Consider the following 26,769-nt stretch of genomic DNA (forward strand, 5'->3'; position numbering starts at 1 on the left):
CTGCTTTGGCTACTTCGCCCCGTCGGCCAGCCAGGTCATGAAGTCGCCGATGGCCTTCGCGGCGTCCGATATGCCCTCGAAGCCTATCTGGACGTAGTCGGCCGCCTTGGACGGGTCCGTGATGATCACGTACAGCGCGAAGACCACGAGCAAATAGACGGCGATCTTCTTCGCGTTCACCGCCATCGCGGCCTCCCCTGTGAATTCGTGCCCGTGGGCCCCCTGTTGCCGGCGGTGAGTGTAACCTTCACGCCCGCTTTTGGATCTACGCACGAAGGGCCCCGTCTTTCGACGGGGCCCTCCAGAAGCGGTAGCGGAGGGATTTGAACCCTCGGTGACTTGCGCCACACTCGCTTTCGAGGCGAGCTCCTTCGGCCGCTCGGACACGCTACCGAGAGAGACCTTACAACAAGGTGGGGCGTGGTTTGAAATCGATAATCAGCGGTCCCGGAAGAACTCCGTGAGCAGGCGCGCGCAGTCGTCCGCGAGGACGCCCCCGATCACCTCGGGGCGGTGGTTGAGCCGCCGGTCCCGTACGACGTCGAAGAGCGAGCCGGCCGCGCCGGCCTTCTCGTCGCGGGCGCCGTAGACGACCCGGTCGACCCGGGACTGCACCAGCGCGCCCGCGCACATCGTGCAGGGCTCGAGGGTGACGACGAGCGTGCAGCCCGACAGTCGCCACTCACCGAGTTGAGCGGCGGCCCTGCGGATCGCGAGAACCTCGGCGTGCGCCGTCGGATCGCCGGTGGCCTCGCGTTCGTTGTGCCCGGTGGCGAGCACGGTCGTACCGTCCGGGGACAGTACGACCGCGCCGACCGGGACGTCGCCGCCCCGGGCGGCCGCTCCGGCCTCGTCCAGGGCGAGCCGCATCGCGGCCCGCCAGCGGTCGCGTACCGGGTCCGGAGTCCCTTCTGTGCGTGCTGTGGTCAGCGGACGGTCTCCAGGACCTCCGAGGCCCCCAGGGCCTCGGCGATGGAGCTCAGCGCGTCGTCCGCGTCGAGGAGCCGCAGCTCCTTCTCGCCGACGCCCAGGTCGTCGAGGATCTGGCTGTCACCGACGGGGCTGTGCGGAACGGCCTCGGCCGAGGAGGTGCCGGCCTCGTCGTCGTCCTCCTCGTCCTCCCTCTGAGGATCACCGTCCTCAGTACCGTCGAGGTCGAGGGAGTCCAGATCGACGTCATCGTCGTCGTCCGGATCCCGTCCGAGCAGCTCGTCGGTGAGCAGGATCTCGCCGTACGAGCTGCGGGCTGCGGCAGCTGCGTCCGAGACGTAGATCCGAGGGTCGTCCTCGCCGTCGATGCGGACGACGCCGAACCAGGCGTCCTCCTGCTCGATGAGCACCAGCACCGTGTCGTCCTCGGGCGAGGCTTCACGGGCCAGTTCGGCCAGATCCGACAGGCTCTCGACATCGTCGAGCTCTGTGTCGCTCGCTTCCCACCCGTCTTCGGTGCGCGCGAGCAGTGCGGCGAAGTACACCGTGACTCTCCCACTGGTCATAGGTGTGCCGGTTGGGGGTCCCCCCGGCGGAGGTTGCGGGCGGGGAGAGCTCGTGCTCCGAGCCCCACCCACTCGGAATCGTGGCAGAAACAAGGCGATCAGGGGACGTCTTCGGCTCCCTGTGTCCGCCCGTTTTGATCGACCACCAGCGGGATCGTACGCGGCGATCGCCGTGCACACGCACCCGGTTGGCCTTACAAGGTCCTGTGAGACAGGCCTCAGTCACCAGCGGAACGTGCGCATACGCATGGCGTGGCGCAGCCGTGCGGCCTTGGCGCGGCGGGGCTGGACGCGGTCGCGCAGCTCGCGCGCCTCGGTCAGTTCCCGCAGGAACTGTGCCCGGCGCCGCCTGCGCTCGGCATCGCTCTCCCGGCTGTCGCGCTGTGACGGGTCCTCGTGGGACTCACGGTCAGGCATCGGTTCACCACCCCGTTCCGTCCCTCCCACTTTCCCCCGGACGGGCGGTTTGATGCCAGCGCGAGCAGGTACGGAGTGGCGGCTACTGTTGTGGACATGCGTCTCCACGTCGTCGACCACCCCCTGGTCGCCCACAAGCTCACCACGCTGCGCGACCAGCGCACCGACTCCGCGACCTTCCGCCGCCTCGCCGACGAGCTGGTCACCCTGCTCGCCTACGAGGCCACGCGCGACGTGCGCACCGAACAGGTCGACATCACGACGCCGGTCGCCCCGACCACCGGCGTCAAGCTGTCCTACCCGCGCCCCCTGGTCGTGCCGATCCTGCGGGCCGGCCTCGGCATGCTGGACGGCATGGTCCGGCTGCTGCCCTCGGCCGAGGTCGGCTTCATGGGCATGGTGCGCAACGAGGAGACGCTCCAGGCCTCCACGTACGCCACGCGCATGCCGGAGGACCTCTCCGGCCGCCAGGTGTACGTCCTCGACCCGATGCTGGCCACCGGCGGCACCCTGGTCGCCGCGATCCGCGAGCTGATCAAGCGCGGCGCCGACGACGTGACCGCCGTGGTGCTGCTCGCCGCCCCCGAGGGCGTCGAGATCATGGAGCGCGAGCTGGCGGGCACCCCGGTGACGGTCGTGACGGCCTCGGTCGACGAGCGCCTGAACGAGCACGGCTACATCGTCCCGGGCCTGGGCGACGCGGGCGACCGGCTGTACGGGGCGGCCGAGTAAGACCGGGTAAGGCCGAGTAAGACCGGCTCGGCACCCGATCAACACCCGATTCCCGTACGGCTCTTACCTGCCGTACGGGTGGGTGCGCGTGTTGTCCTACGGCTGCTCCCGTACGGCTACGAGCACGCCTTCGGTGAAGCGGTGGACGTCGGTGCGGCGGGCCCGCTCAGCGCGGCCAGGGCCTTGTCGGCGGCCGCCTTCGCCGTGAGGTCCTTGAAGGCGGTGCCGATGATCAGGTCGACGGTGGTGCCCTTGCGGGTGGCCTCGGTGCGGCGCTCGGCGCCGGTCAGCTGGGTGGCGAGGACGGGCAGCGAGGTGTCGAGGGAGGCGGCGGGGCCGAGCAGTACGCCCGTGCCCTTGACCTTCTTGTCCCACTGCGCGGACGCGTTGCCCACGTCGCCGATCTTGAAGCCGCGCTTCTTGAGTTCGTCGGCGGTCGACTTGGCGAGGCCGCTGCGGGGCGTGGCGTTGTAGACGTTCACGGTGATCTGGGCCGGCTTCGGCACGAGGGCCGTACTCGGTGAGGGGCTCGCCTTGGTCGCGCAGTCGGCCTTGGGACCGGCCGCCGCGGCCTGCTTGCCGCCACCGGTGAAGACGTCGATGAGCTGCAACGTGCCCCACCCGCCCACACCCAGGACGGCGACGGACGCGACCATCATGAGGACGAGCCTCCCGCGACGCCGCGGACGGCGCATGCGCGGGTATTTGTCCCCCGTGATCCGGTACTGGCCGCCCATGCCTGGGGGAGTCAGCATGCTCATGAGCGCAGCGTAGTGCGCCCGGGCGACGATGCCTACTAGATGATCATTCGACAGCGCCGAGACCAACCCGAAAGGGCGAACGGCTTACCAGAAGGCAGCCGTTCGGGGCTCGATGAGCGTGCGGCTCAGTCCAGCTCGAGGACGCGCGCGTGGAGCACCTGGCGCTGCTGCAGCGCGGCGCGGACCGCGCGGTGCAGGCCGTCCTCCAGGTACAGGTCGCCCTGCCACTTCACGACGTGCGCGAAGAGGTCGCCGTAGAAGGTCGAGTCCTCGGCGAGGAGGGTTTCGAGGTCGAGCTGGCCCTTGGTCGTCACGAGTTGATCGAGGCGGACCGGGCGCGGCGCGACATCCGCCCACTGCCGGGTGCTTTCCCGGCCGTGGTCGGGGTACGGCCGGCCGTTTCCGATGCGCTTGAAGATCACACGGAAAGCCTACCGGTCATGACGTTCCGGGCGCAGCCATGGAGACGGAGTGCGACGCTGGAAAAGATGCCGCAAAGGCGGGCAAAAAGGGAACAGGGGCCTGATATGAGTGACAGCGAGACGATCGCCGCCGGGTACGCCTTCACAGGACCTGCACTCGATCTGGGCGCCCTGCTCTGGGACGGGGCCCCGCTGCCCGACGCGCAGATCCGCATCCCCCTCCCGATGCTCAACCGCCACGGCCTGGTCGCGGGCGCCACCGGCACCGGCAAGACCAAGACGCTCCAGCTCATCGCCGAGCAGCTCTCGGCGCAGGGTGTGCCGGTGTTCCTCGCGGATGTGAAGGGCGATGTGTCGGGCATCTCGGCGCCGGGCGTGGCGAACGACAAGGTCGCGGGGCGGGCCGCCGAGGTGAGGCAACAGTGGACGGCGACCGGCTTCCCGGCGGAGTTCTACGCCCTCGGCGGGATCGGCCACGGCATCCCGGTCCGGGCCACGATCACCGGCTTCGGCCCGGTGCTGCTGTCCAAGGTGCTCCAGCTCAACCAGACCCAGGAGCAGTCCCTCGGCCTGATCTTCCACTACGCCGACACCAAGGGCCTGGAGCTGATCGACCTCAAGGACCTGCGGGCCGTCGTCACCTTCCTCACCTCGGACGAGGGCAAGACGGAACTGAAGAACATCGGCGGCCTGTCGACCGCCACGGCCGGCGTGATCCTGCGCTCCCTCACCGCGTTCGAGGCGCAGGGCATGGCCGACTTCTTCGGCGAGCCCGAGTTCGACACGAGCGAGCTGCTGCGCACGGCGTCGGACGGCCGGGGCATGGTCTCCGTCCTCGAACTCCCCGCCGTCCAGGACAAACCGCAGCTCTTCTCGACCTTCCTGATGTGGCTGCTCGCCGACCTCTTCCACGACCTCCCGGAGGTCGGAGACGCCGACAAGCCGAAGCTCGTCTTCTTCTTCGACGAGGCGCATCTGCTCTTCAACGACGCCTCCAAGGCCTTCCTGGACTCCATCACGCAGACCGTCCGCCTGATTCGCTCGAAAGGGGTCGGCGTCTTCTTCGTGACGCAGACCCCGAAGGACGTACCCGGCGACGTCCTGGCCCAGCTCGGCAACCGCGTCCAGCACGCGCTGCGCGCCTTCACCCCCGACGACCAGAAGGCGTTGAAGGCAACGGTGAAAACCTTCCCGAACTCCTCCTACGACCTGGAGGAGATCCTCACGGGCCTCGGCACAGGGGAGGCCGTCGTCACCGTCCTCAGCGAGAACGGCGCCCCGACCCCGGTCGCCGTCACCCGCCTCCGCGCCCCCGAGTCCCTGATGGGCCCGATCGACGCGGCGACCCTCGACGCGGCGGTCAAGTCCTCGTCGCTCTACGGCCGTTACGCACAGGCTGTGGACAGAGAGTCGGCGTACGAGAAGTTGGCGTCACGGCCTCAGCCGCAGGAGACACCGAAGGCGGCTGCCAAGTCGGCTCCCAAGGAGGACGAGTCGATGGTCCAACAGGTCGTCGGCAGCGGCATGTTCAAGTCCCTGGCGCGCTCCGTCGGCACCCAGATCGGCCGCGAGATCACCCGCTCGCTGTTCGGCACGGCCCGGCGGAAGAGGTAGCGCTCCGCTGGAAGCCGGAAGGGGGGCGAGCGTTGTCGGTTGGCCGCGGCGCCGTTGTGGCTGGGCGCGCGGTTCCCCGCGCCCCTTTGGGGCACGGGGAACCGCAGCCATTCGTCTGACTCGCTCAGCGTTCCTGTTCCTTCGGGGGCTGTTGGGGTTCGGGTCGGCGGATCTCCGTCTTCGGCGCGTTGCGGACGGCCTCCGCGCGCAGCAGGGCGCGCAGGACCGTGTACGGGTCGATGGGCATGGCTGTGTTCCTCGCGTCGTACCGACTGAATGACTGACCTGGTGAGGACGGCCGGTCGGTCAGCAGCGCAGGACCACCGTGCGCAGGGCACTCAGGGTGTACGACGGCTCGGGCGGAGCGGGGAGACGGCGGCGCGCGGGGACACCGGGCGCCGGGGCCGGGCGCAGGGGTGCGGTGGGCCGCCGGACGGTGAGGGACGGGGGCCGTAGGGCAGCGGCCGCGTCGAGGACGTCGTACTCGATGGTCGTCTCGACGGAGGAGGCGACCGGGGTCGCGCGCGCCTCGGTGTGCGTGCCCGGTACCAGCAGGGCGAGGAGCAGCACGAGGGCCCGCAGCCAGGTGTGGCTGCGGGGGAGGTTTTGTGCGGGGCTCACGGGGGTCAATCTGCCCTGCGGTGCTACGACGTTCATCGCGTCCGGAGCGAGATACGCCCACATGGAGTAGGGGCCGTCGTCGTCACAGGGCGGCCGGGATCTTCTCCGCCCGACCCTTCATCCGGATCGCCGTGATGATCTCGACGACGCCGACCGCGACCAGCCAGATGCCGCCGACGAGGGTGAGGACGGCGACCGAGCGGAAGGGGGAGTCGATCAGGACGATGCCGGCGATGAACGTGACGACGCCGAGGAAGATCTGCCAGCCGCGGGCGGGCATGTTCGGGTCGGAGGCGGCGGCCAGGGTCTGGGTGATGCCGCGGATCAGCCAGCCGATGCCGATCCACAGGGCGAGCAACAGGATCGACTGCATCGGGCCGCGGAAGCAGAACAGGCCCAGCACGATCGACAGCGCGCCGCTGATGAACGCCAGCACGCGCAGCGAGGTCGCCCGGTGGGTGCCGAACGCGGAGACCAGCTGGAAGATGCCGCTGATCAGGAGGTAGACGCCGAAGAGGATGCCGGCCGCGAAGAGGGACGCGCCCGGCCACACCAGGACCAGGACGCCCAGGATCAGGGACGCGACGCCGGTGAGCAGGACGACCTGCCAGGCGGCCTTGGACAGGGCGTGCAGGGGGCCTTCGAGGTCCAGGTCTCGTTCACGTTCTCGTTCCCGCACGTCGCGCGGGGCGCTCGCGTCGTGGGCGCGGCGGTCGTCGAACTCCGGGCCCCGGGAGGGGCCGCTCGGTGCCTCGGTCATGGTCCATGGTTTGACCGGGCGGCGACGGCCCGCCACCGGGGCGGGCCACCTGGCTGACGCGGTGGCCGACGCGGTGGCCTGCGCGACTACTTGCCGCCGGCGGCCTTCGCGGCCTTGTCCGCCTTGGCCGCCGCCTTCATCTCCTGCTTGTGGGCGCGGACCTTGGTCAGCGACTCGGGCCCGGTGATGTCGGCGACGGACCGGAAGGACTTGGGTTCGCCGTACGCCCCGGCGGCCTCCCGCCACCCCTTCGGCGTCACTCCGAGCTGCTTGCCGAGCAGGGCCAGGAAGATCTGCGCCTTCTGTTTGCCGAACCCGGGCAGCTCCTCAAGGCGCTTGAGCAGGTCCGCCCCGGTGCCGACGCCCTCCCAGACGCCGCTCGCGTCCCCGTCGTAGTGCTCGACGAGGTACTGGCACAGCTGCTGGATCCGCTTCGCCATGGAACCCGGGTAACGATGCACGGCCGGCTTCTCGGAGAGCAGCGCGGCGAACTCCTCGGGGTCCCGCGCCGCGATCTCGTGCGCGTCCAGATCCTCGGCCCCGAGCCGGTCCGCGATCGTGCGCGGCCCCTTGAACGCCCACTCCATCGGCACCTGCTGGTCGAGCAGCATCCCCACCAGCGCGGCTAGCGGGGAACGGCCGAGGAGTTCGTCGGCGGCGGGGTCCTGGGCGAGATGAAGGGTGACGTCCATGACCCCGATGATGCCTCCGTGCGGGTCAGAGCTCCACGTGAGGGCTGGCGAACGCGGCGCCGAAGTAGCCCTTCACGTTGTACACGCTGATGCCGGCGCTCTTGCCGCAGACGTTGATCGAACCGCTGAGCACGGGACCGGAGGCCGAGCCGCGGGCGACCCAGACGCAGCCGTCGCTGTTCTCCGTGGGGGCTCCTACGACCGTCTCGGCCTTGCCGTCCTTGTTCAGGTCGGCGAGGTGGACGCCCGCGCCGAACTGGTCCCCGGTCTCGACCGCGCCGGGCACACCCGCCGTGTCCTGGGTGTATCCGGCGGCCTTGGCGGTGGTCAGGCCGGTGGCGGAGCCGCGCAGCAGGATCGCGGTGCCGGCCGTCTTGTGCGTGCCGAGGGCTTCGCCGGGGGCGCCGACGAGGACATCGGCGTATCCATCCTTGTTCACGTCGCCGATGCTGAGGGACTGGCCGAACTCGTCACCGTTCTCCGCGGCGCCGGGCACGCCTGCCGTGTCCTGCTGGAAGACCTTCGGCTTCTGGTCGGCGGTGATGCCCTGCGCGCTGCCGTAGAGGACCTGGATCTCGCCGCCGCGGTGGGCGGCGCCGGTCTCGTTGGCGAGGTAGTCGTCCTCCGAGATGCCGGTGACGAGATCGCCGTAGCCGTCGCCGTTGATGTCGCCGATCTGGCCGGCATGGCCGTCGGCGTTGGGGAGATCGATGGGCCAGTTGGCGAGTCCGCCGTCATCGCCGGGAGCGCCGTTGTCGACGTACACCGTTCCGCGCAGGTCGTCGTCCGAGGGCCCGGGCAGCCAGAACCGCTCGGCCTTTCCGTCGCCGTTCACGTCGCCCATCACGACGCCACGGGCGTTGGCCCGCCATTCGAGATAGCGGGAGGCGGCCTGGCCGGTGCGGGTGAACGGACCGCTGTAGGACGAGGCCTCACAACCCGAGCCGACCCCCACCTCCGGGGCCCCGTCGCCGTTCATGTCCCCCGTGGCCAGGGACAGTCCGAAGCGGCAGTACGTCCTGCCGTCCCCGTACCCGGTCGGCGGGGCGATGCTTGCGCCGCCCTTCAGACCGCTCGGGCCGCCCCACACGACGGTCACGGTGCCCCGCAACGACTTGCCGCTCACGCCCTCGTCCGGGGTGCCGACGATCAGGTCGGCGTATCCGTCCCGGTCCAGGTCGGCGCCGGCCACCGTGGTGCCGAAGCCGTCGTACTCCTCGGGGTCCCCGGGGATTCCCGCCGTGGCCTGGGTGATGACCGTCCGCCGCGTCGCACTGACCGTCGACGCGGAGCCGTACAGCACGACGACCGAACCGGCGGCCTCCACACCGCCGTTGGCGGCGTTCGGCGCACCGATCGCCAGGTCCCGGTACCCGTCCCCGTTGAAGTCGTCCTGCACGGCAGCCGTGTTGGCCCCCTTGTAGGGCGAGGCGGCCGACGACGACACCGGGGTGAGCGGGACGGCGACGGCGGCGGCGAGTACGACGGCCGTGGCGACAGCTCTGCGCAAGGGGGGACTCCTCGGTCGGGACAACAGGCGTACGCCTGGACACGCGAAGCACTCGGATGGTTGTACGCCTCGCTGCTACGCCCGCCAGTAGCCCAGGGCGTGCACCCGCTCCCGCCGCACCCCCAACTCCTTGCGCACGTACGACGACAGAGCCCGCGTCGTGGCCGTGTCGCAGGTGATCCAGACGTACGGGTCGGCGCTGTCCTTCAGCAGGTCGGGGAGTTCCGCCCGTACCCGCTCGGCGAGTTGGCCGCGGGAGAGCCTGCGGATCTCGTGCCGGTCCGGGTCGGTGTGGAGCGGCAGCCCGGCGAGGTCGCCCTCGAACCAGATCGTCGCCGGAATCGTCGAACCCACCGCCCCCAGAAGGGAGTTGATGGCAGGGAGTGACGCCGGGTCGCCGATCGCGAAGAGGTGGGAGGGGGCCGGGGTGGGCTCCTCGAAGCCCGTGCCCTGGACCGTGGCCTCGATGGTGTCGCCGGGCTTGGCCGACCGGGCCCAGTCGCTCGCGCGGCCCTCGTGCAGGGCGAATTCGAGGCCGAAGGTGCCGGCCGCCGGGTCGGGGTCGACCAGGGTGTACGCCCGCTGGTGCGGCCTGCCCGCGTTGTCGAACCAGAGGCGGACCCACATCGTCGGGTGGACGCCGGTCGCCGCGAGCATGCCGCCGTCGGTGAGGCGGAGGCGCCGGTAGTGCGGGGTGACGTCCTCGGCCCTCGTGACGGTGAACTCGAAGTCCTTCGCGCGCAGCAGCCGGAGAACCGCGCCCTCCCAACCGCGCCCCTGCACCATGGCCTCTTCACCCTTCGCGTACGCTTTCCCCACCAGTAACTTAGGCAAGGCTAACCTAAAGAACAGCCTCGAAACGGAGGGGTCACAGGGTGACGACCCGGATCTACCGCGATACCTGGGGAATCCCCCATCTGCGCGCCGACAGCGCCGACGGGCTCGCCCGCGCCCAGGGCCGGGTCACCGCCCTCGACCGCGGCTGGCAGCTGGAGGTCGAGCGGCATCGCGCGCAGGGCACCTCGGCCGCCTTCCTCGGCGCGGACGCCCTGCCCTGGGACCTCTTCGCCCGGCGCGTCCGCCTCGACGACACGGCGAGGCGCTGTTTCGCCGCGCTGGAGCAGCGGGACCCGGAGACCGCGCGCTGGGTCCGGGCGTATGTCGACGGGGTCAACGAGGGGCTGGCCGAGGGGACTTCGGCTCCCGAGTTCGCCGAGTCCGGCCTGGCGCCCGGCCGTTGGGAGCCCTGGACCCCGCTCGGCGTCTGGCTCGGCACGCACATCCTGTTCGCGGGGTTCCCGGCCAAGCTCTGGCGCGAGGAGGCGATACGGCACCTCGGGCCGGATGCCGTCGGGCTGTTCGCCACGGACGGGCCCGGCACCTCCGGCAGCAACGGCTGGCTGGTGAGCGGGGAACGGACCACGACCGGGCGGGCCGTGCTCGCCGGTGATCCTCATCGCTTCATCGAGCATCCCGGCGTCTACCAGCAAGTCCACCTCTCCTGCCCGGAGTTCGACGTCGTCGGCCTCACCGTGCCCGGCGTCCCCGGCATCGCCCACTTCGGGCACACCGGCACGGTCGCCTGGGCCATCACCAACGCCATGGCCGACTACCAGGACCTCTACCGGGAACGGTTGCGCCGCACCGGCGCCGGCGTGGAGGCCCTTGACCCGGACGGCAGTTGGCGGCGCGCCGCTCGGCACACGGAGATCATCGAGGTGGCGGGGCAGGAGTCCGTCGAGGTCGAGGTGATCGAGACCGCGCGGGGGCCCGTCGTCATCGGCGGCCCGGAGGGACTCGACGGCGGAGTCACCGAGCCGCCCGGCACCCCGCCCCTCGCCGTCAGCCTCCGCTACCCGCCCCGCGTCACCGAGGACCTCGGCTTCACCGCTCTGCTCCCGCTCCTCCGCGCCCGCCAAGTCGCCGACGTGGACCGGGCGTTCGACGACTGGGCCGAGCCCGTCAACGTCGTCCAGGCCGCCGACACCGAGGGCGGACTGCTGCACCGGGTCGCGGGCCGGGTGCCGGTGCGCGCCGAGGCCAACCGCACCCGGCTCGTCCCCGCCTGGGAGCCCGGCCACGAATGGCACGGCTGGCACGAGTCGCCCCGGGGGCAACTGACCGACGGCATCGCGGTCATGGCCAACCAGCGCGGCGCCGCCACTCCGCTCGGCGTCGAGTTCGCGCCGTCCCACCGCGCCGACCGCATCACCGCGCTGCTCGCCGAGCGCCCGACCTGGTCCACCGCCGACATGCCCGCGATCCACATGGACACCCATCTCGGCTCCGCCACACCACTGTTGGATCACCTGGCGTCCTTGACCGACCTCAGCCCCGACGCCTCCGCACTCCGCGACCGGCTGCTCACCTGGGACCGCCGCATGGACGCCGACAGCGCCGATGCCGCCGCCTACGCGGCGGTACGCGGCGCGGTCGTACGACGGCTCGCGGCCCACCCGGCGTTCGCCGCGCTGGCCGAGTCGCCCGCGTACCCGGAGGTGTTCCTGCCGTGGCTCGCGCTGCTGCCCCGCGTGGGCTTCGCGCTCGAACACCTGCTGCGGGCACGGGAGTTGTACGGCATCGACCGTCCGGCGATCGTGCGGGCGGCGGTCGAGGAGGCGGCGGCCGAGCCGGACCGCGCGTGGGGTGACACCCACCGCCTAGTCCCCTGGCGGGCGCTCGCCGGAACCACGACCGCCGGGCCCGGCCTGTCCGGCGACCACGACTGTGTGCTGTGCACCTCCTCCGTGCCGGGGCTCACCGACCTGAGCGCGCGGGGTCCGGCGGCCCGCTTCGTGTGGGACCTGGCCCGGCGGGAGGACAGCCTGTGGGTGGTGCCGTTCGGGGCGTCGGGGGTGCCCGACTCGCCGCACCACCGCGACCAACTGCCCTTGTGGCTCAAGGGAGATCTGGTCCCGGTCGTCACCGACTTCACCCGACTCGCCCTCGACGAGGAGACCAAGAAGACCAAGGAGACCGATGTCTGACCTGCACACCCCCACCCGCCGACCCGTCCACTCCCAGCACGTCGACGGCTTCGGCACCGTCCGCGTCCTGCCCCTGGACGCGACGGCCGACGCCGAGGTGGTCCACCGCTGGGTCAGCGCCGAACGGGCCGCGTTCTGGGGCATGAACGGTCTCACCCGGGCCCAAGTCACCGAGATCTACGCCCACATGGACACCCTCGACACCCACCACGCCCACCTGGTGGTCAGGGACGACGAACCGGTCGGGCTGCTCCAGACCTACGAGCCCGAGGCCGACCGCGTCGGCGACTGCTACGACGTACGACCCGGAGACATCGGCATCCACCTCCTCCTCGCGCCCGCCGGAGCGGGCGGCGACCGGACCGGCTGGTCGGCGGCGGTGCTGGGCGTTCTCGCCTCCTACGTCCTGCTCGGTCTGGACCGGCGCCGGGTCGTGGTCGATCCGGACGTGCGCAACGAGAAGGCGATCGCACGGTTCCTGCGGCAGGGCTTCGTGGCGGGCCCGAGGGTCGTCCTGCCGGAGCTCGACCTCCCGGACGTGTACCTGCCCGAAAAGCACGCTCAACTGGCGTTTCTCCCTCGCGAGGTGGCCTTCCCGAAGCCTGCGGCGGCCTTCCCGTAGCCTGCCGAAGTGACCGGAGTGACCCCAGAAGACCTCGTCGCCCACTACGACCTGGAGCCGATCCCCCGCGAGGGCGGCCTGTTCCGCCGTACCTGGGCGGGCCCGGAACGGCCCGACGGCCGCCCCGAGGGCACGGCGATCGTCGCGCTGCTGACAGTGCCCGACTACTCCGCCCTGCACCGCCTGCCCGGCGACGAGGTCTGGCACTTCTACCTCGGCGACCCGCTCGAACTCCTGCTCCTCGCCCCCGACGGCAGCTCCCGCACGGCGGTCCTCGGCCCGGACGTCCTGCACGGCCAGCACCTCCAGTTCACCGTGCCCGGCGGCACCTGGATGGGGGCGCGGGTGGTCGCGGGCGGCGCGTGGACGTTCTTCGGCTGCACGATGGCACCCGGTTTCACCTACGAGGGCTACGAGCACGGCGACGCGGGCGAGCTGACCGCCCGCTACCCGTCCGAGGCCGCCCGCATCACCGGGTTGTGCCGCCCGTGACCCGCCTGCTGGAGGGCCAGGTCGCCCTCGTCACGGGCGCGGGCGGCGGCATCGGCCGGGGCATCGCGCTGCGGTTCGCCGAGGAGGGCGCGGCGGCGGTCGCGGTCCACTGCCGTACGGCGGTCGAGGCGGCCGGTGAAGTCGCTTCGCGCGTAAGGGAGTTGGGGGCCCGAGCCGTCGTACTGCAAGCCGATCTCACCGACGAGGACGCCTGCCGCGGACTGGTCCGCGAGGCGGCCGAGTGGGGCGGCGGGCGGCTGACGGCGCTGGTCAACAACGCGGGTGTGCAGCCGACCCAGCCCCTGGACGGGATGACGGCGGCGGACTGGCGGGCGGTCGTGGACGCGAATCTGCTGAGCGTGTTCGCCTGCACGCAAGCGGCGGCCGAGGTGATGCGGGAGCAGCACGGGGAGGGCGGTGGCGGCACGGTGACGCATATCGCGTCGATCGAGGCGAGCGCCCCGGCCCCGCTGCACGCGCACTACTCCGCGTCCAAGGCGGCCGTCGTGATGCACGCGCGGTCGGCGGCCCTGGAGTACGGGCCGTACGGCATCCGCGTCAACACGGTCTCGCCCGGTCTGATCGATCGGGAGGGGTTGGCGGAGGCCTGGCCGGAGGGGGTGCGGAGGTGGCGGGAGGCGGCGCCGACGGGGCGGCTGGGCCGGCCGGAGGACGTGGGTGACGCGTGCGTGTTCCTGGCGTCCTCGCTCGCTTCCTGGATCACCGGGCACGACCTGGTCGTGGACGGCGGAGTGTTGGCGCGGCCCACATGGTGAGTCATAGGGGCGGTACGTCCGTACATAACCGGAGGCCTGCAAGTCCGAAGACGGAGAAGTGACGTGTGCCGACGACGGAATGAGGTACAGCGCGTTGGACGCAACGAGGGACGGCGCGGCGGAGGCGACGGGGGAAGCGGAGGTGGTCGCCGGCGAGGAGTTCAAGGGCTGGTGCTGCTGGGCTCCCTGCTGGTCCTGCTCCTCCTCGGCACCGCGGGCACCGCGTCAGCGCACGCCGCCCTCGAATCCACCGACCCCGCCGACGGAAGCGTCCTCAAGTCCGCCCCCCGCTCCCTCACCCTCACCTTCTCCGAGTCCGTCGCCCTCCTCGACGACTCCTTCCGCGTCTACGACCCCGACAACCGGCGGGTGAGGACGAGTTCCGCGCACCACGCGAAGGACGCCGGGGACACGGCGAGCGTCACCCTCCCGGCCAAGCTCGGCACCGGCACCTTCACGGTCGCCTGGCGCGTGGTCTCGGCCGACAGCCACCCGGTCTCGGGCGCCTTCACCTTCTCCATCGGCAAACCCTCCGCCACGACCACCCCGATCAGCACGGCCCCCAACGAGGAACCCCTCACGGCCAGCCTGTACGACATCGCCCGCTACTTCGCGTACATAGCCGCCGCCCTTCTCATCGGCACGGCCACCTTCGCGGCCCTGTGCCGCCCCCCGAACCCCTCGGTCCTCAACAAGCCGATCCTGACCGGCTGGTGGACCCTCCTGGCGGCGACCCTGGCCCTCCTGCTCCTCCGGGCCCCCTACGAGGCGGGCACCGGCCTGGCCACGGCTTTCGAACCCTCGGCGATCCCCAAAACCCTGACGACCCGTCCGGGCCTGGCACTTGCGGCCCGCCTGCTCCTCCTCACCGCAACAGCCGCCTTTCTCCTACGACTTCGGGGGCGGGAGCGGTTCGGTCGGGTGGCCCTGGGGACGGGTGCCGCCCTGGCGGTCGGGCTGGCGCTGACCTGGGCGTCGGCGGAACACGCGTCCGCCGGGATCCAGGTGCCGGTGGCGATGACCTCGGCGGTCCTGCATCTGCTCGCGATGGCGGTGTGGCTGGGCGGCCTGACGGCCCTGCTCACCGTGCTCTACCGCTCACCGAGCCTCGACGCGGCCCCCGTGGCCCGCTTCTCCCGGCTCGCCTTCGCCTCGGTGACCGTGCTGGTCGTCACCGGCGTCTACCAGTCCTGGCGGGGCCTCGGCTCCTGGAACGCCCTGACCGGGACGTCGTACGGCCGCATCCTGCTGGTGAAACTCGGCGCGGTGGCGGTGCTGCTCGTGGTCGCGGGGTGGTCGCGGCGGTGGACGGGGCGGATGGTGGGGGCGGAAGTGCGGCTTCAGGTACCGGAGTTGGTGCGGGCGGGGGTGGACGGGGCGACGACTTCCACGAGCACGGGCACGGGAACGGGCACAGGCGCGGGTGAGGGTGAGAGTGTCGCCGACCCCGGTGACAACGGCTCCGGTGACGGCAGCTCCGATGACGGCGGCTCCCAGGACCGCTACCGGCGTGGTCTGCGCCGCTCGGTGCTGTGCGAAGTCGCCGTCAGTGTCGTGGTGTTGGTGATCACCACCCTCCTGACCAACACGCTGCCGGGCCGCGCGGCGGCGGACGCGCAGCAGACGGCGACACCGGCCGGGATACCGGCGGCCTCCGTCACCACCGTCCCCTTCCACGTCGGCAATGCCGGCGGCAAGGTGCAGATCACCCTCGACCCCGGACGCGTCGGCCTGAACTCCGTCGAGGCGGTCGTCTACGGCCCCGACGGCGGCTTCGCCACCGTCCCCGAACTCCGCCTCTCCTTCACCCTCGCGGCCCAGAAGATCGGCCCTCTCGACGCCAACATCAAGGACGAGGGCGGCTATTGGGGGACCAACTCCCTCAACCTGCCGATCGCCGGGACCTGGACGATGAAGGTGACGGTCAGGACGTCCGACGTGGACCAGGTGAGCGTGTCCAGGCAGGTGCGGATCGTGCGGTAGACGGGGCGAGTTCTACGCCGTGATCTGCCTTTACCCCTGCCTTTGCACCCGCCTTTGACCCTGCGTGAGGCCGAGCCGCTCCACCCACGCCGATATCGCGGCCGCGATCAACTCCGGCTGGTCCTCCGGTGTGTGGTGGCCCGCGACGGCGTCGGAGTGCTCGATCTCCAGGGCGGCGATGTTCGTCGCACACCAGGCCAGGGTGCCCTCGTGCATCATCGTCCCCGGACCGGGTGCGAACGTGAGCAGCAGCTTCGGTACGTCCGGGCTGGACTCGAGCCAGTGGTCGTAGGCCTCGATCCTGGCCACGACGTCGGCGGGTTCGCCGCCCAGCGGCATCGAGCGTGCCCAGCGCAGGAGGGGTCGGCGGCTCTCCCGGGTCGGGTACGGCTCGCGGTAGACGGCGAGGTCGGCCGGTGCGGGCGGGGTCGCGGAGGAGGCCGGGAGTGCCTGCTCGATGAAGGCGTTCTGGTCGAGGATCATGGCCTCGCCGACGCCCTCCGTCTTGATCGCCCGGAACAACTCCCGGCCCCCTTCCGGGAATTCCTCCCAGGTCATCGGCTTGACGATGGTCTCCGTGAACGCGATGCCCCGCACCCGGTCCGGATGGCGCGCGGCCCAGTCGAAGGCCAGGGCACCGCCCCAGTCGTGTCCGACCAACACCACGTCCCGCAGCCCGAGCGCGTCGAACCAGGCGTCCAGGTACCGGGCATGGTCGGCGAAGCCGTACGCGATGGCCGGCTTGCCCGACTCGCCCATGCCGATGAGGTCGGGTGCCAGTAGGCGCCCGGAGGTGACGCCCGGCAGGACGTTCCGCCACAGGTGCGACGAGGTCGGGTTGCCGTGCAGGAAGACGATCGGCACTCCGGTGCCGGACTCCCGGTGGAGGACAGTCGAGTCGAGGACGCGAGTCACGTGCGAGGTCGTCATCGGAACGCCGCCGCGTTCCGCTCCGCCCAGGCCGCGAACGTGCCCGGTGCCCGGCCCAGCACGCTCTCCACGTCCGGGCTCACGCGCTGCTCCTCCTCGGTCGGTTCGCCCAGGACGGCCAGCGTGCCCTCGACCACGGGCAGGGGCATGAAGCGGGCCATCAGCTCGTGGGCCTCCGTGCGGGACTGTTCCGTGAAGGTCACCGGCTCGCCCAGTGCCGTCGCTATCGCCGCCGCACGCGCGCGGGGTGTCGTCGGTGCGGGGCCGGTCAGGGTGTAGGTCGCGCCCGTGTGCGTGTCGGCGCGCAGGACGGCGGCGGCCACCGCGGCCACGTCGTCCGGGTCGACGAAGGGCAGGCCCACGTCACCGAAGGGCGCCGCCGCCGTGCGCCCGGCGCGGATCGACTCGGCCCAGGCGAACGCGTTGCTGTCCAGCCCGCCCGACCGCAGGATCGTCCAGTCGAGCCCCGACTCCCTTACGGCCGCCTCGAATTGACGCGGATGTGCGTACGCCTTCGGTCGGGTCCCCGCCCCCTGCGAGGACAGCAGCACCACTTTGCCGACACCGGCGGACTTGGCCGCGTCCAGGATGTCGTACGGCCGCTCGCCCGCCACCAGCAGGAACAGCGCCCGCGCCCCCGCGAACGCGCCTCGCAGGCCGTCCGGTTCGGCCAGGTCGGCGGCCACCGTGCGCACACCCGGTGGTACGTCGGCCTCGCCGATGTGCCGGGCCACGGCCGTCACCTGGACCTGGTCCTCCGTGAGCAACCGCACCAGCGTCCGCCCGACGTTCCCGGTCGCACCTGTCGCCACGATCATGTCGGTACCCCCGTCATGTATCAGTTAGTCGGCTGACTAACTCCGTCGAACATGACGCTAGCACGATCGACCCGCCCGTTGTCTATAGTTAGTCAGGTGACTGACTCAAAGGATTCCCGGAGCGCCATCGCCGCCGCCACCGCCAAGGCCACCGCCGTCGGCAAGCGGCAGCGTCTGACGACCGCCACCGCCCGGGTCCTGCACGAGCAGGGCGTGGAGCGCACGACCATCGCCGACATCGCCCGCGCCGCCGACGTCCCGACGGGCAACGTCTACTACTACTTCAAGACCAAGGACGAGCTGATCGAGGCGGCCCTCACCGAGCACACCGGTTCCCTGGAGACCCTGACCGCCCGGCTCGACCGGCTCCCCGACCCGCGCGAACGCCTCAAGGCCCTCATCGGCGGCTGGGTCGAGCAGAAGGACATCGCGGCCCGCCACGGCTGCCCCATGGGCACTCTCGCCGTAGAGCTGGACAAGCGGTACGAGGGCGGTCTGGATCTCGCCGCGGGACAGGTCATACGGCGGTTGGTGGACTGGGTGGAGCGGCAGTACCGGCAGCTCGGCGCGGCCGACCCGGAGGGGCTCGCGCTGACCCTCGTCGGCGCCTATCAGGGCATGTCGCTGCTCTCCAACGCCCTGCGCGACCCGGAGATCATGACCCGTGAAGGGGCCCGGCTCATAAGGGAGTTGGACGCCCTGACCGTGGCCTGAGGGACGGCTGGGAACCCCTTACTGCCGGCCCCTACCACTGCCCTCTACTGCTGCCCCCGGATGCGCTGCGCGACCTCGCTGTTCTCGGTCTCCCACCAGGGGCGGACGAGTTCCGGGCCGCCCTCTGTCGTGGCCTCGGCCGGTGTCGCCCGGACCAGTTCCGTGTCCAGGCGGCGGTCCAGGGCGACCGTCTCGGCGCGTTCGGTGCGGGCCCACTGGACCAGGATCGCGAGGAGGAAGGGGACGGCGACCAGTTCGGCGATGCCGACCATCGCGCCGCCGCCGAGTTGTTGGTCATGCTGGACGTCTGGTGCCCAGGACGGGGAGTGCTTCAGGTACCAGGCCCCGGCGATCAGCGTGCCGTGGGTCATCACCACGATGCCGGGCACCGCGTCGACGATCCCGTCGAGGAACACCAGCGCCGCCCGCACCGGATGCGTGCACCAGGCGGGCAGCGCCTCCTCGCGCGTGAGCACCGGCAGGACGAACAGGCTCCCGGCGAGCAGCAGTTGGAGGTACATCAGCTGGTGCAGCCAGTCGTTGGCCAGGGCCGTCTCGAAGTACGGCGTGAAGTAGATCGTCAGCTCGGTGGTGAGGACGAGGCCTGTACTGACCAGGGGGAAGGTGAGCAGTCGTACGAGGCGACCCGTCAGCGCTCCCTGCGCTCGCGCGCCGGCGCGTCCGGGCAGGGCGCGCAGGGCCAGCCGCAGCGGATCGCCGAGGGCCAGGCCGAGCGGGGCGATCAGGTCCAGGAGGACGTTCTGGACGGCGGCCGGCCAGAACAGCACCCGGTCGTACACGGCCAGCGCGGACATCGTGGCGACCACGAGCGTGCCGAGCCCGAGCACCGCGAACGCGGCGGTCCGCGCCACCGGCCAGGCCTCGCCGCGCCGCCTCAGCCGCAGGACGCCCCAGCCGTACAGGCCGCCGAGGAGTACGACGAGCAGCAGCGCGGGGACGTCCGCCTGCCAGGAGGAGAACAGCCGTCCCATGGTGAGCTGCGGCGGGGTCTCCATCGCGATCTACCTCCACGGCCGGCCTGCTCGTTCTGCCGGTTCTGTCGGATCTGCCGCAGCACTCTATGCCGCCCAGTGCCACGCCGAGGACCCGCCCCCGCCGTCCCCGATCCACGGCCGCGTTCCTACGACGGTGCGCGCAACGCGTCCACCGGCTCCATGCGGGCGGCGCGCAGCGAGGGGTAGAGCCCCGCGAGGAGTCCGACCAGGGCGCCGGCGAGCGGGGCGCCGAGGGCGAGCCGTAGATCCAGTACCGGTGTCCACTCCTTGAAGACGGCGACCGCGACCACGACCGCGATGCCCAGGGCCGCGCCGACGACCCCGCCGAGCAGCCCGATGGTCGTCGACTCGAGCAGGAACTGTCCGGCCACCTGCCTGCGCGAAGCGCCCAGTGAGCGGCGCAGCCCGATCTCGCCGACGCGTTCCATCACCGTCACCAGGGTCACGTTGGCGATGCCGATCGCGCCGACCACGAGGGAGACGAGGCCGAGGACGAGGAAGAGGCTGTTGGTGTCGTTCCGGACGCCGGCGCGTGCCTTGGACAGGTCGGGCGGTGCCACGACGGCGAGCGAGTCCTGGTGCCCGGGCGCGAGCGCGATCGGCGCCTGCCGGGCCACCTGTTGGGCCGCGCCGAGCGCGGTGCCGATCAGGACGCGGGTGACGTCCCGCAGCCCGATCCGGTCGGCCGCGGTGGTGGGCGGCACCAGCACGGCGGTGGACAGCCGCTCCTCGCGCCGGATCCCGCCGAGGATGCCGATCACGGTGTACGACTGCCCCTTGAAGAAGACCGCCGGCGCGTCCTCCACCCGCTTGATCCCGAGCAGCCGCGCCGCCTGGTCGCCGAGCACCACCACGTGGTCGTGCCGGGCGATGTCCCCGGCGTCGTAGAACCGCCCCGCCGTCATCGCACCGTGCACGGCGGCCGGCAGACCGGCCGAGGCGGCGAGCACGGCGAGGGTCTGGCCGGACAGGTCGCCGGGCGCGGTCACGTCGTTGGACCGCACCAGGACGCTGTCGGTCGCGTCCGAGTCGGCGAGCGCGGCCACCGACTCCACCCCCGCCAGCCGCCGTACGGCATCGGTCCCCGACCACGGCACCAACGGCCCGGCGTCCTCCTCACCGGGCAGCCGCTGCGGCACGGTCACAGTCACCGAGGTCGCGGTGAGCGCGTCGAAGCGGCCGACGATCTGGTTGCCCGCGGTGGACGCGACCCCGATGGTGATGACGAGGGTGGTGATGCCGAGGACCGTGCCGAGCGTGGTCAGCGCGGACCGCACCGGGCGGGCGAGGACCCCCGCGAGGGCCTCCGTCCACAGGTCCCGGGGGTCCATCCAGGGCCGTTCGACCGGCGCCGTTCTCTTCGTGAGTCTCACCCGGCCTCCTCGGTCAGGCGCCCGTCGGTGATGCGGACCCGGCGCCCGGCCCGGCGGCTGACCGCCTCGTCATGGGTGATCACGACCAGGGTCATGCCCTGGGCGCACAGGTCGTCGAAGAGCTCCAGCACGGAGAGGGTGTTCTCGGTGTCGAGGTTGCCGGTCGGTTCGTCGCAGAGCAGCAGCGCCGGGTCGCTGAGCAACGCCCGTGCGATGGCGACCCGTTGGCGTTCACCGCCGGAGAGCCGGTCGGGCCGGAAGCCCACCCGGTGTCCCAACCCCACCTGTTCCAGGGCCTGATGGGCACGGGCGAGCCGGCCGCCGCGCTCACGTCCGGGGCGCGGCCTGCGGTAGGCCTCGGCCAGCATGACGTTCTCGTCGACCGTCCGGTACGGCAACAGGTGGAAGGACTGGAACACGAACCCGATCCGGCTCCCGCGCAGGGAAGTTCGTTCGAGGTCGCCGAGCCCGGTGGTCTCCACCCCGTCCAGCAGATACGACCCCGCCGTGGGCCGGTCCAGCAGCCCGAGCGTGTTGAGCAGCGTCGACTTCCCGGAACCGGACGGCCCGACGACGGCCAGATGCTCTCCGCGCCGCACGGTCAAGTGCACGTCGCGCAGGGCGTGCACGGGCGGGTCCGAGGGGAACGTCCGCTCCACGCCGGTGAGTTGGATGACGGAATCGGTCGCGGCGGCAATGTCGGCGGTATCGGGGCCATGGGCGGGACGGGGGATCACTCGCCCACCACCACCCTCTCGCCCGCCTTCAACGCGCCCCCGGCAGACGTGACTTCGACGATCCCGGCGGCGGAGAGCCCGACGGTGACCTGCACGTCGGTCACGGTGCCACCGCGCTCGACCTCGACCCGGGCACGTCCGTCGGACGAGGTGTGGATCGCGGCCAGCGGCACGGTCAGCACCTTGCCGTCCGAGGCGCCGACCGCGACGGTCACCTTCACGGCGGCCCCGGCCTGCCCGGCGAGCGGACCGGGTTCCGGGACGGTGATCCGCACCTGGACGGCGGCGGTGGAGTCGGAACCGTCCGCCACGACGTCCACCGTGCCCTTCACGGTCTTGCCGTCCGTGGTCGTCAGCTCGGCGGTCATCCCGTGCCGCAGGAGTCGGGCGTCCGTGCCGGGGACGGCCGCCTGCACCACCAGGTCGGAGCTGGTCACCGTACCGATCTGGGCGGACGGGGTGTCACCCGTCTTCACGCTCACCTTGTCCATCCGGGCGGGCAGCTTCGGCAGGAAGACGACCTCGCCGGCCGGGACCTTCGTACCGTAGGAGGCCTTGAAGGTGCTGAGCGCGTCGTTCGCCAGGTCCAGCGCCTTCTGGGCGGACTTGACCTGGATCTCGTGGATCTGCTGGTCGGTGCTGGACTGGGGGCTCGGAGTGCCGGCCGAACCGCTCTCGCCCGACCCCGCGCTCGAACCGGCCTCCGTGGCAGCGCCGTTGGTCGTGAGAAGCGTCTCCTGCGCGGCGGAGACGGCCTGTTCGAGGGAGCCGAGCTGCTGCTGGTCGGCGGGGCTCGGCTCCTGGGGGTCGTACCCCTTGCTCCTGTACCAGTCGGCGACGGCGGTGGCGGTGCCCTGCCCGTACGTCCCGCTGGTCGCGCCGGGGTCGAACCCCAGCCGCTTCAGGGCTGTCTGAAGCTGTGTCACATCGTCGCCCGAAGTACCGGGCCCAAGGGCGCGGTACATCGGCACGGAACCGCCGAGCGCGAACACCGGACGGCCGTTGACCGTCATCAGTACGTCGCCCTCCTTGATCTTCGTGGCGGCCACCGGCGCCTTGGTGACCCGCTGCTCCGCGCCCTCGCCGGCCGCGGCCGAGGACGTTCCGCTGCCGACCGGTCCGGCCAGTGACAGGGGCCGCGGCGAGGCGAACTCGACGGACCCGGTCGCCACCACACTCGCGGTGAGCGACTGCCGTACGACCGCGACCGTCACCGGACCGGCCTTCGGTGCCTGGTGGGAGGCGGCGGCGTCGGCGGGCGACTGCACCTGCGTACCGGCGACCCAGCCCCCCGCCCCGACCAGCACGACCGCCGAGACAACGGCCCCGAGTCGCCTACGGCCGCTGCCGATCCGGCTCGTGCCCTCTCCCTGCGGGCGGCTCATCCGTTCTCCCCGTAGTAGGGCTTGGCCTTCTCCTCGGGGAAGTACGCGGCGCGGAACTTCTTGCCGCACTCCAGGTCCTTCAGCGCGATGCCGATGTCCTTGTTGAGGAGCGGCAGCGCGTCGTCCTTGCTCAACGACATGAAGTTCTCCGGCAGTTGGCGGGAGATGTCGAGGCGGACCATGGTGACCATGCCGGTCGGCTGGGTGGTGCTGACCGAGATGCCCTGACCGGTCAGGCAGGCCGCGAACTGCTGGGCGAGCTGGACGAGTTGGGAGTCGCCGTTGAGCGCGAGGCCGTTGGCGTGGTTCTGGTCGTCGCGGGCCTTCTCCGCCTTCTTCTCGGCCGCCGCGCTGAGCGCCGGCCCGTGCGCCGCGGCCCGCCCCGTCTCCGAGCACCCGCCGACCTTCTCCTCGGCCTTGGTCTTGGCCGGGGGACCGGTCAGCGCGATGTCGTACGCCTTCTTCTGGGCGGCGGTCAGCCCGTCCTCGTCATGGTCCTGGGGCGAGGTCCTCTTGGCCATCGCGGCCTTGCTGTAGGGGACGTCGGGGTCGTTCGGGTAGACGGCGCCGGCGTAGTACCCGAAGCCGTACTTCTGCCGGAACTGCTTCGCCCGCGCGTAGTCCTCCCCGTCGACCGCGGCGAGCGGGTCGGCCGCGGTCGAGGTCTGCACGTGCGGGGTGTAGGCGAACCCCTGCTTCTTCATGCAGACCGCGATGGCGTTCTCCTCGATGTACTGCTTCTTCGTCGCGTCGTCCACGCCGTTGGGGACGGTGAGCTGGGTGGCTCCGTCGACCGTTGTCGTGGCGCCGGTCGTTCCCGACTCCGAACTGCCTTTGCCTGCAGCCGAGTTGTTGTCCGTGCCGCCGCAGGCGGCGAGCAGGGGCAGCAGGCCGAGGGCCAGCGCGGACATCCGTATTCCAGGCGCGCCAAATTTAGGCATGCTCATGCCATGTGCTCCTTCGAGGGTGGTCAGGGGCGATCAGGGGTGGTCAGTTGATGTGCGGGAGGGGGTGAGTCACCTCAGCCGCCGGTCTCCTTCACGGCGTCGAAGATGCGGGGGTCGGTGGCCAGCCGGACGAGCGGACCCGTTCGCGGACGGCTGCTGTTCCTGCCGGTGGCCGCCACGTCGAGCCGGCCCGCGATCACCGTCACCGTCCATCCGCCCGGGGTCAGATAGGTGACACCGGTGGCCCAGGGCGGAGGTGTCCCGGTGGTGGTCGGCGTGGGCTGTGCCGCACCGGTCACGAAGTAGTTCAGCAGGCTGCCCGAACCGTGGCTGATCAGGGTGCACCTGGTGATCAGGCTGTTCCACGGGGAGCCGAGCACCCGTCCGGCGCGGTCCTGACAGGCCCTGGTCACGTGGGTGTACGACGGGTCGACGGCGGTCCGACTGACGGCCACGTAAAGGTCGTTCGCGCTGCCGTCGGCGCTGGTCAGCCTGAAGTACCGGCCAGGACGCAGGGGTTGGCGCGGATTTCCGGCCTCGATCTCTGTGCCGTTGGCGGCCGGGAGGATCGACCGCAGCAGTTCCAGCGACGGGTACCAGACCGTCGACCGCCCGGCGGGCAGCGTCGGCGTACTCTCCGGCCGGGGCGCGAGCAGCGCGTGCCCGCCGACCGCGAGCACCCCCGCCAGCACCGCGGCGCCCAGCGTCGCCCCGGCCCGTCGCCGCCGACGCATCCGCGTACCGCGCACGACCGCGCCCGGCACCAGGTCCGGCATGGGCGGTTCCGCACCGGAGGCCAGTCCGCCCAGTGCCTCGGTCAGCGCGGACTCGTACACGTACTGTTCCGCGAACTCGTCCCCTGCCTTTCCGCTCATGCCCACCACTCCGCCTGCAGATAGCCGGTTCCCGTTCCCGTGCTTCCAGATCCGAGGTCCTTGCCGAGATCCTTGCCGGAGTCGGCCAGGATGCGCCGCAGTGTTCCCAGCCCCCGGGAGGTCTGGCTCTTCACCGTGCCGACGCTGCACCCCAACGCCGTCGCCGTGGCCTCCACGCTCTGGTCCTCCCAGAACCGCAGCACCAGCACCGCCCGCCCGCGCGGCGGCAGTTGCCGTAGGGCGTCCAGCAGGGTCAGCCGCAGATCCGGATCGGAGGCCGGCGCCACCACGTCCTCCTGGTGCGCCCCCGCTCCTGCCCCCGGCCGCTCCCACCAGCGCCGACGCCGGGTCTCGTCGATGAACGTCCGGTACAACACCCGCCGGGCGTACCCGTCCGGCGACTCCAACTGCCGCACCCGACGCCACACCGCGTACAGCTTCGCCAACGCCGTCTGCGTCAGGTCCTCGGCCAAGTGCCAGTCCCCGCACAGCAGATGAGCCGTACGCCGGAGATGTGCCTGCCGACTGCGGGCGAAGTCGTCGAAGTCGAGGCCGACTTCGCCGCCACGGGCTTCGCCGCCACCGGGATCGCCGCCTGGGGAGACGCCCTGCCCGACCGGCGTTCGGATCACAGGCCACCTCCACCCGGCACCGGCGCGGTGCGCGGTGAGAAGTACTTCATGCTTGAGGAACGGGGCTACGGGGGAGGGAGGTTGTCACCCCCCTCAGTATTTTTTCAACCAGGAGAAACAGGAGAACGGGGTGACAGAGGTGGAGAGTTCACCGAACGCGACTTCGTCGCCGGGCGAGGTGCGCTATCGCGTGACTGTGTGGCAACGGATAACACCCGTTGCACCCATGATTGTTCTGAGCGTGGCCCTCATCATCACGTCCATGACGAGGAGACCGCCCCCGGACGCGGTAACCGCCTGGCTGACAATCTGGTTCGGCATGCTGGTGCTGGGCGCCCTGCTCCCCTCCTTCTTCGGCGTCACGCTCACCCCGTCCGCGGCCGTCGTCCGCAACATCCGCCGTAGAAGCATCCCTTGGGCCGACATCCAGGCCATCCGGATCGAGTCGATCCTGGGCACCAAGTCGATCGTCCTTCACGAGGCGAACGGCCGCAGCACCCGCCTGCGGGCACCCACCACCGCTTTCCTCGCCTGGGATCGCCGTTTCGAGGAGAAGTTCCACGTCATAGGAACCTGGTGGCTGACTCACCGAGGCCCCGACTGGACCCCGGCCCCACCCCCACCGGCCTGGTGGATCGCCCCACCGACCCAGGAGCGGAACCCGTTCGCTCCGCCCAAGTAGCCCTGTGCGGTGGGCTGATGAGGAGGCCGAGGCCTGTTGTCAGTGCCGATCACTACGCTCACGTACGCGCGGCCGGCTTCCGAGGTGTCCAGCTCTGCAGAACGGTTGCATCCCCGATTCTGTCCGGGGTCGGCCCGGGCCGGACCCGGGACCCAACCGACGGTCGGGCTTCGCCGATGGCCATGAGGTGACCTGCCAGCGCCGGCCGCGCACCGCCCACCGGGCCCTGACACAACCGGGCGACCCGGCCGGCCGGTCCCCCCATTCCGCTACGACCCACAGTCGAGGATCATTTGTCTCGTGGACGATGTGCGAGACGAGGTCATCGGTGTGTGGCGGGTCGGCCGGACCGGCCGGATCGGGGGCTACGTGGTGGCCGCCGCCCCCGCGTGCGGTGCCCTGTCCACGTGGCTGAGTCTGCTCCTCCACCCGGATGCGGACAACGCCCGCTCCGCGGGGATCGTCACCGCCGTCGCGCTGGCCTTCGCCCTCTTCGCCTGGTGGATCCTGCTCCGCGTACGCCTGGAACTCAGGACGGACACGATCGTCATGGTGAACCCCTGGGGCACCCAACGCCTGCCGTGGTCGCGCGTCAGCGCGGTGAGCCTCGGCAATTGGGGCGCGGAGTTCCACACGACGGACGGGTTCACGTACACGGCCTACGCCCTGAGCGATCTGGCGGCCGGAACTCGGCAGGACGAGCGTTTCGCCGACATGCGGCGGACCGCGGAGTCCCAACTCCGCCCGGAACAACCGCTCTAGAGGTCGCCTCCTG

The 26,769-nt window shown here is 71.2% G+C and carries 31 protein-coding genes and 1 tRNA gene; 10 read left to right on the plus strand and 22 right to left on the minus strand.

Annotation, left to right across the window (positions count from 1 at the left end):
• Positions 1-9 precede the first annotated feature (9 nt).
• The 5 genes from OO70_RS55600 to OO70_RS45210 all read right to left on the minus strand — a co-directional run bounded on the left by OO70_RS55600 (position 10) and on the right by OO70_RS45210 (position 1,913).
• A complete protein-coding gene (locus tag OO70_RS55600; RefSeq protein ID WP_043685720.1) occupies positions 10-186 on the minus strand; it encodes a hypothetical protein in 177 nt (58 codons plus the stop codon).
• Positions 187-308: 122 nt separating this feature from the next.
• Positions 309-393, minus strand: a tRNA-Ser gene (locus OO70_RS45195).
• A gap of 45 nt (positions 394-438) precedes the next feature.
• Positions 439-870: a tRNA adenosine(34) deaminase TadA gene (gene tadA / locus OO70_RS45200; protein ID WP_043685723.1), complete on the minus strand. Its 432-nt coding sequence runs from the start codon at positions 868-870 to the stop codon at positions 439-441.
• A gap of 56 nt (positions 871-926) precedes the next feature.
• Positions 927-1,475, minus strand: coding sequence for a tRNA adenosine deaminase-associated protein (locus OO70_RS45205; protein WP_043685725.1), 549 nt, complete (start codon positions 1,473-1,475; stop codon positions 927-929).
• A gap of 243 nt (positions 1,476-1,718) precedes the next feature.
• On the minus strand, positions 1,719-1,913 hold the full coding sequence (locus tag OO70_RS45210; RefSeq protein WP_043685727.1) for a hypothetical protein: 195 nt from the start codon (positions 1,911-1,913) through the stop codon (positions 1,719-1,721).
• A 96-nt stretch (positions 1,914-2,009) separates the two neighbouring features.
• On the opposite strand from OO70_RS45210, the gene upp reads away from it, so the two are divergent.
• On the plus strand, positions 2,010-2,645 hold the full coding sequence (gene upp, locus OO70_RS45215) for a uracil phosphoribosyltransferase (RefSeq protein ID WP_043685796.1): 636 nt from the start codon (positions 2,010-2,012) through the stop codon (positions 2,643-2,645).
• A gap of 116 nt (positions 2,646-2,761) precedes the next feature.
• Here the strand turns inward: upp and OO70_RS45220 are convergent, their stop codons facing one another.
• Positions 2,762-3,382, minus strand: a complete 621-nt coding sequence (locus OO70_RS45220) for a LytR C-terminal domain-containing protein (RefSeq protein WP_043685729.1) — start codon at positions 3,380-3,382, stop codon at positions 2,762-2,764.
• A gap of 149 nt (positions 3,383-3,531) precedes the next feature.
• The gene (locus tag OO70_RS45225) at positions 3,532-3,828 is read right to left on the minus strand and encodes a type II toxin-antitoxin system VapB family antitoxin (RefSeq protein WP_003999914.1); all 297 of its coding nucleotides are present in this window, start codon (positions 3,826-3,828) and stop codon (positions 3,532-3,534) included.
• 105 nt (positions 3,829-3,933) lie between these two features.
• Between OO70_RS45225 and OO70_RS45230 the strand changes: the two genes are divergently transcribed.
• Entirely contained in the window at positions 3,934-5,442 is a 1,509-nt protein-coding gene (locus OO70_RS45230) for a helicase HerA-like domain-containing protein (protein WP_043685732.1), read from the plus strand.
• Between the two features lie 124 nt (positions 5,443-5,566).
• Here the strand turns inward: OO70_RS45230 and OO70_RS56730 are convergent, their stop codons facing one another.
• The 6 genes from OO70_RS56730 to OO70_RS45255 all read right to left on the minus strand — a co-directional run bounded on the left by OO70_RS56730 (position 5,567) and on the right by OO70_RS45255 (position 9,811).
• Positions 5,567-5,689 carry a hypothetical protein gene (locus OO70_RS56730; protein ID WP_267881260.1) on the minus strand — a complete coding sequence of 41 codons (123 nt, stop codon included), beginning with the start codon at positions 5,687-5,689 and terminating at the stop codon, positions 5,567-5,569.
• A 59-nt stretch (positions 5,690-5,748) separates the two neighbouring features.
• Positions 5,749-6,063, minus strand: coding sequence for a hypothetical protein (locus OO70_RS45235; protein ID WP_043685799.1), 315 nt, complete (start codon positions 6,061-6,063; stop codon positions 5,749-5,751).
• An 82-nt stretch (positions 6,064-6,145) separates the two neighbouring features.
• Complete coding sequence (locus OO70_RS45240) at positions 6,146-6,823, minus strand: HdeD family acid-resistance protein (protein WP_043685735.1); 678 nt, start codon at positions 6,821-6,823, stop codon at positions 6,146-6,148.
• Positions 6,824-6,909: 86 nt separating this feature from the next.
• Positions 6,910-7,515, minus strand: a complete 606-nt coding sequence (locus OO70_RS45245) for an HhH-GPD-type base excision DNA repair protein (protein WP_043685737.1) — start codon at positions 7,513-7,515, stop codon at positions 6,910-6,912.
• A gap of 25 nt (positions 7,516-7,540) precedes the next feature.
• Positions 7,541-9,025, minus strand: coding sequence for an FG-GAP-like repeat-containing protein (locus OO70_RS45250; RefSeq protein ID WP_043685739.1), 1,485 nt, complete (start codon positions 9,023-9,025; stop codon positions 7,541-7,543).
• A gap of 75 nt (positions 9,026-9,100) precedes the next feature.
• Positions 9,101-9,811, minus strand: coding sequence for a siderophore-interacting protein (locus tag OO70_RS45255; RefSeq protein ID WP_043685742.1), 711 nt, complete (start codon positions 9,809-9,811; stop codon positions 9,101-9,103).
• Between the two features lie 89 nt (positions 9,812-9,900).
• Here OO70_RS45255 and OO70_RS45260 point away from each other — a divergent pair, with 89 nt between their 5' ends.
• The 5 genes from OO70_RS45260 (at position 9,901) to OO70_RS45280 (ending at position 15,885) form a co-directional block, all read left to right on the plus strand.
• Positions 9,901-12,012 carry a penicillin acylase family protein gene (locus OO70_RS45260; protein WP_043685745.1) on the plus strand — a complete coding sequence of 704 codons (2,112 nt, stop codon included), beginning with the start codon at positions 9,901-9,903 and terminating at the stop codon, positions 12,010-12,012.
• Positions 12,005-12,634: a GNAT family N-acetyltransferase gene (locus OO70_RS45265; protein WP_043685748.1), complete on the plus strand. Its 630-nt coding sequence runs from the start codon at positions 12,005-12,007 to the stop codon at positions 12,632-12,634. Before OO70_RS45260 ends, OO70_RS45265 begins: the two co-directional genes overlap by 8 nt.
• Positions 12,635-12,652: 18 nt before the next feature.
• The gene (locus OO70_RS45270; RefSeq protein ID WP_043685751.1) at positions 12,653-13,126 is read left to right on the plus strand and encodes a cupin domain-containing protein; all 474 of its coding nucleotides are present in this window, start codon (positions 12,653-12,655) and stop codon (positions 13,124-13,126) included.
• Positions 13,114-13,902, plus strand: coding sequence for an SDR family NAD(P)-dependent oxidoreductase (locus tag OO70_RS45275; RefSeq protein ID WP_043685754.1), 789 nt, complete (start codon positions 13,114-13,116; stop codon positions 13,900-13,902). The genes OO70_RS45270 and OO70_RS45275 overlap by 13 nt, the downstream gene beginning before the upstream one ends.
• 171 nt (positions 13,903-14,073) lie before the next feature.
• Positions 14,074-15,885, plus strand: coding sequence for a copper resistance CopC/CopD family protein (locus tag OO70_RS45280; RefSeq protein WP_043685757.1), 1,812 nt, complete (start codon positions 14,074-14,076; stop codon positions 15,883-15,885).
• Positions 15,886-15,915: 30 nt separating this feature from the next.
• Here OO70_RS45280 and OO70_RS45285 read toward each other — a convergent pair whose 3' ends face one another.
• Together OO70_RS45285 and OO70_RS45290 are read right to left on the minus strand one after the other, a co-directional pair.
• Positions 15,916-16,815 (minus strand): haloalkane dehalogenase, encoded by a 900-nt coding sequence (locus OO70_RS45285; RefSeq protein WP_043685760.1) that lies wholly within the window; start codon positions 16,813-16,815, stop codon positions 15,916-15,918.
• Entirely contained in the window at positions 16,812-17,633 is an 822-nt protein-coding gene (locus OO70_RS45290; RefSeq protein ID WP_043685763.1) for an SDR family oxidoreductase, read from the minus strand. The genes OO70_RS45285 and OO70_RS45290 overlap by 4 nt, the downstream gene beginning before the upstream one ends.
• Before the next feature lie 96 nt (positions 17,634-17,729).
• On the opposite strand from OO70_RS45290, the gene OO70_RS45295 reads away from it, so the two are divergent.
• Positions 17,730-18,347, plus strand: a complete 618-nt coding sequence (locus OO70_RS45295; protein ID WP_078651817.1) for a TetR/AcrR family transcriptional regulator — start codon at positions 17,730-17,732, stop codon at positions 18,345-18,347.
• A 44-nt stretch (positions 18,348-18,391) separates the two neighbouring features.
• On the opposite strand, the gene OO70_RS45300 is transcribed toward OO70_RS45295, so the two are convergent.
• The 7 genes from OO70_RS45300 to OO70_RS45330 all read right to left on the minus strand — a co-directional run bounded on the left by OO70_RS45300 (position 18,392) and on the right by OO70_RS45330 (position 25,312).
• Positions 18,392-19,363, minus strand: coding sequence for a cytochrome c oxidase assembly protein (locus OO70_RS45300; RefSeq protein WP_043685766.1), 972 nt, complete (start codon positions 19,361-19,363; stop codon positions 18,392-18,394).
• 125 nt (positions 19,364-19,488) lie between these two features.
• Positions 19,489-20,736, minus strand: a complete 1,248-nt coding sequence (locus OO70_RS45305) for an ABC transporter permease (RefSeq protein ID WP_234337088.1) — start codon at positions 20,734-20,736, stop codon at positions 19,489-19,491.
• The gene (locus tag OO70_RS45310; protein ID WP_234337089.1) at positions 20,733-21,473 is read right to left on the minus strand and encodes an ABC transporter ATP-binding protein; all 741 of its coding nucleotides are present in this window, start codon (positions 21,471-21,473) and stop codon (positions 20,733-20,735) included. The genes OO70_RS45305 and OO70_RS45310 overlap by 4 nt, the downstream gene beginning before the upstream one ends.
• Positions 21,470-22,858, minus strand: a complete 1,389-nt coding sequence (locus tag OO70_RS45315) for a peptidoglycan-binding protein (protein ID WP_234337090.1) — start codon at positions 22,856-22,858, stop codon at positions 21,470-21,472. The genes OO70_RS45310 and OO70_RS45315 overlap by 4 nt, the downstream gene beginning before the upstream one ends.
• Positions 22,855-23,769 carry a hypothetical protein gene (locus OO70_RS45320; protein ID WP_234337091.1) on the minus strand — a complete coding sequence of 305 codons (915 nt, stop codon included), beginning with the start codon at positions 23,767-23,769 and terminating at the stop codon, positions 22,855-22,857. The genes OO70_RS45315 and OO70_RS45320 overlap by 4 nt, the downstream gene beginning before the upstream one ends.
• 110 nt (positions 23,770-23,879) lie before the next feature.
• Positions 23,880-24,680: a hypothetical protein gene (locus tag OO70_RS45325; protein WP_043685772.1), complete on the minus strand. Its 801-nt coding sequence runs from the start codon at positions 24,678-24,680 to the stop codon at positions 23,880-23,882.
• Positions 24,677-25,312 (minus strand): SigE family RNA polymerase sigma factor, encoded by a 636-nt coding sequence (locus OO70_RS45330; protein ID WP_043685775.1) that lies wholly within the window; start codon positions 25,310-25,312, stop codon positions 24,677-24,679. Before OO70_RS45330 ends, OO70_RS45325 begins: the two co-directional genes overlap by 4 nt.
• Before the next feature lie 262 nt (positions 25,313-25,574).
• Between OO70_RS45330 and OO70_RS45335 the strand changes: the two genes are divergently transcribed.
• Positions 25,575-25,994 carry a hypothetical protein gene (locus tag OO70_RS45335; protein ID WP_234337092.1) on the plus strand — a complete coding sequence of 140 codons (420 nt, stop codon included), beginning with the start codon at positions 25,575-25,577 and terminating at the stop codon, positions 25,992-25,994.
• A 300-nt stretch (positions 25,995-26,294) separates the two neighbouring features.
• Complete coding sequence (locus OO70_RS45340; protein ID WP_234337093.1) at positions 26,295-26,756, plus strand: PH domain-containing protein; 462 nt, start codon at positions 26,295-26,297, stop codon at positions 26,754-26,756.
• Positions 26,757-26,769: the final 13 nt, after the last annotated feature.

The sequence above is a fragment of the Streptomyces xylophagus genome (assembly GCF_000716435.1).
Classification (GTDB): domain Bacteria; phylum Actinomycetota; class Actinomycetes; order Streptomycetales; family Streptomycetaceae; genus Streptomyces; species Streptomyces xylophagus.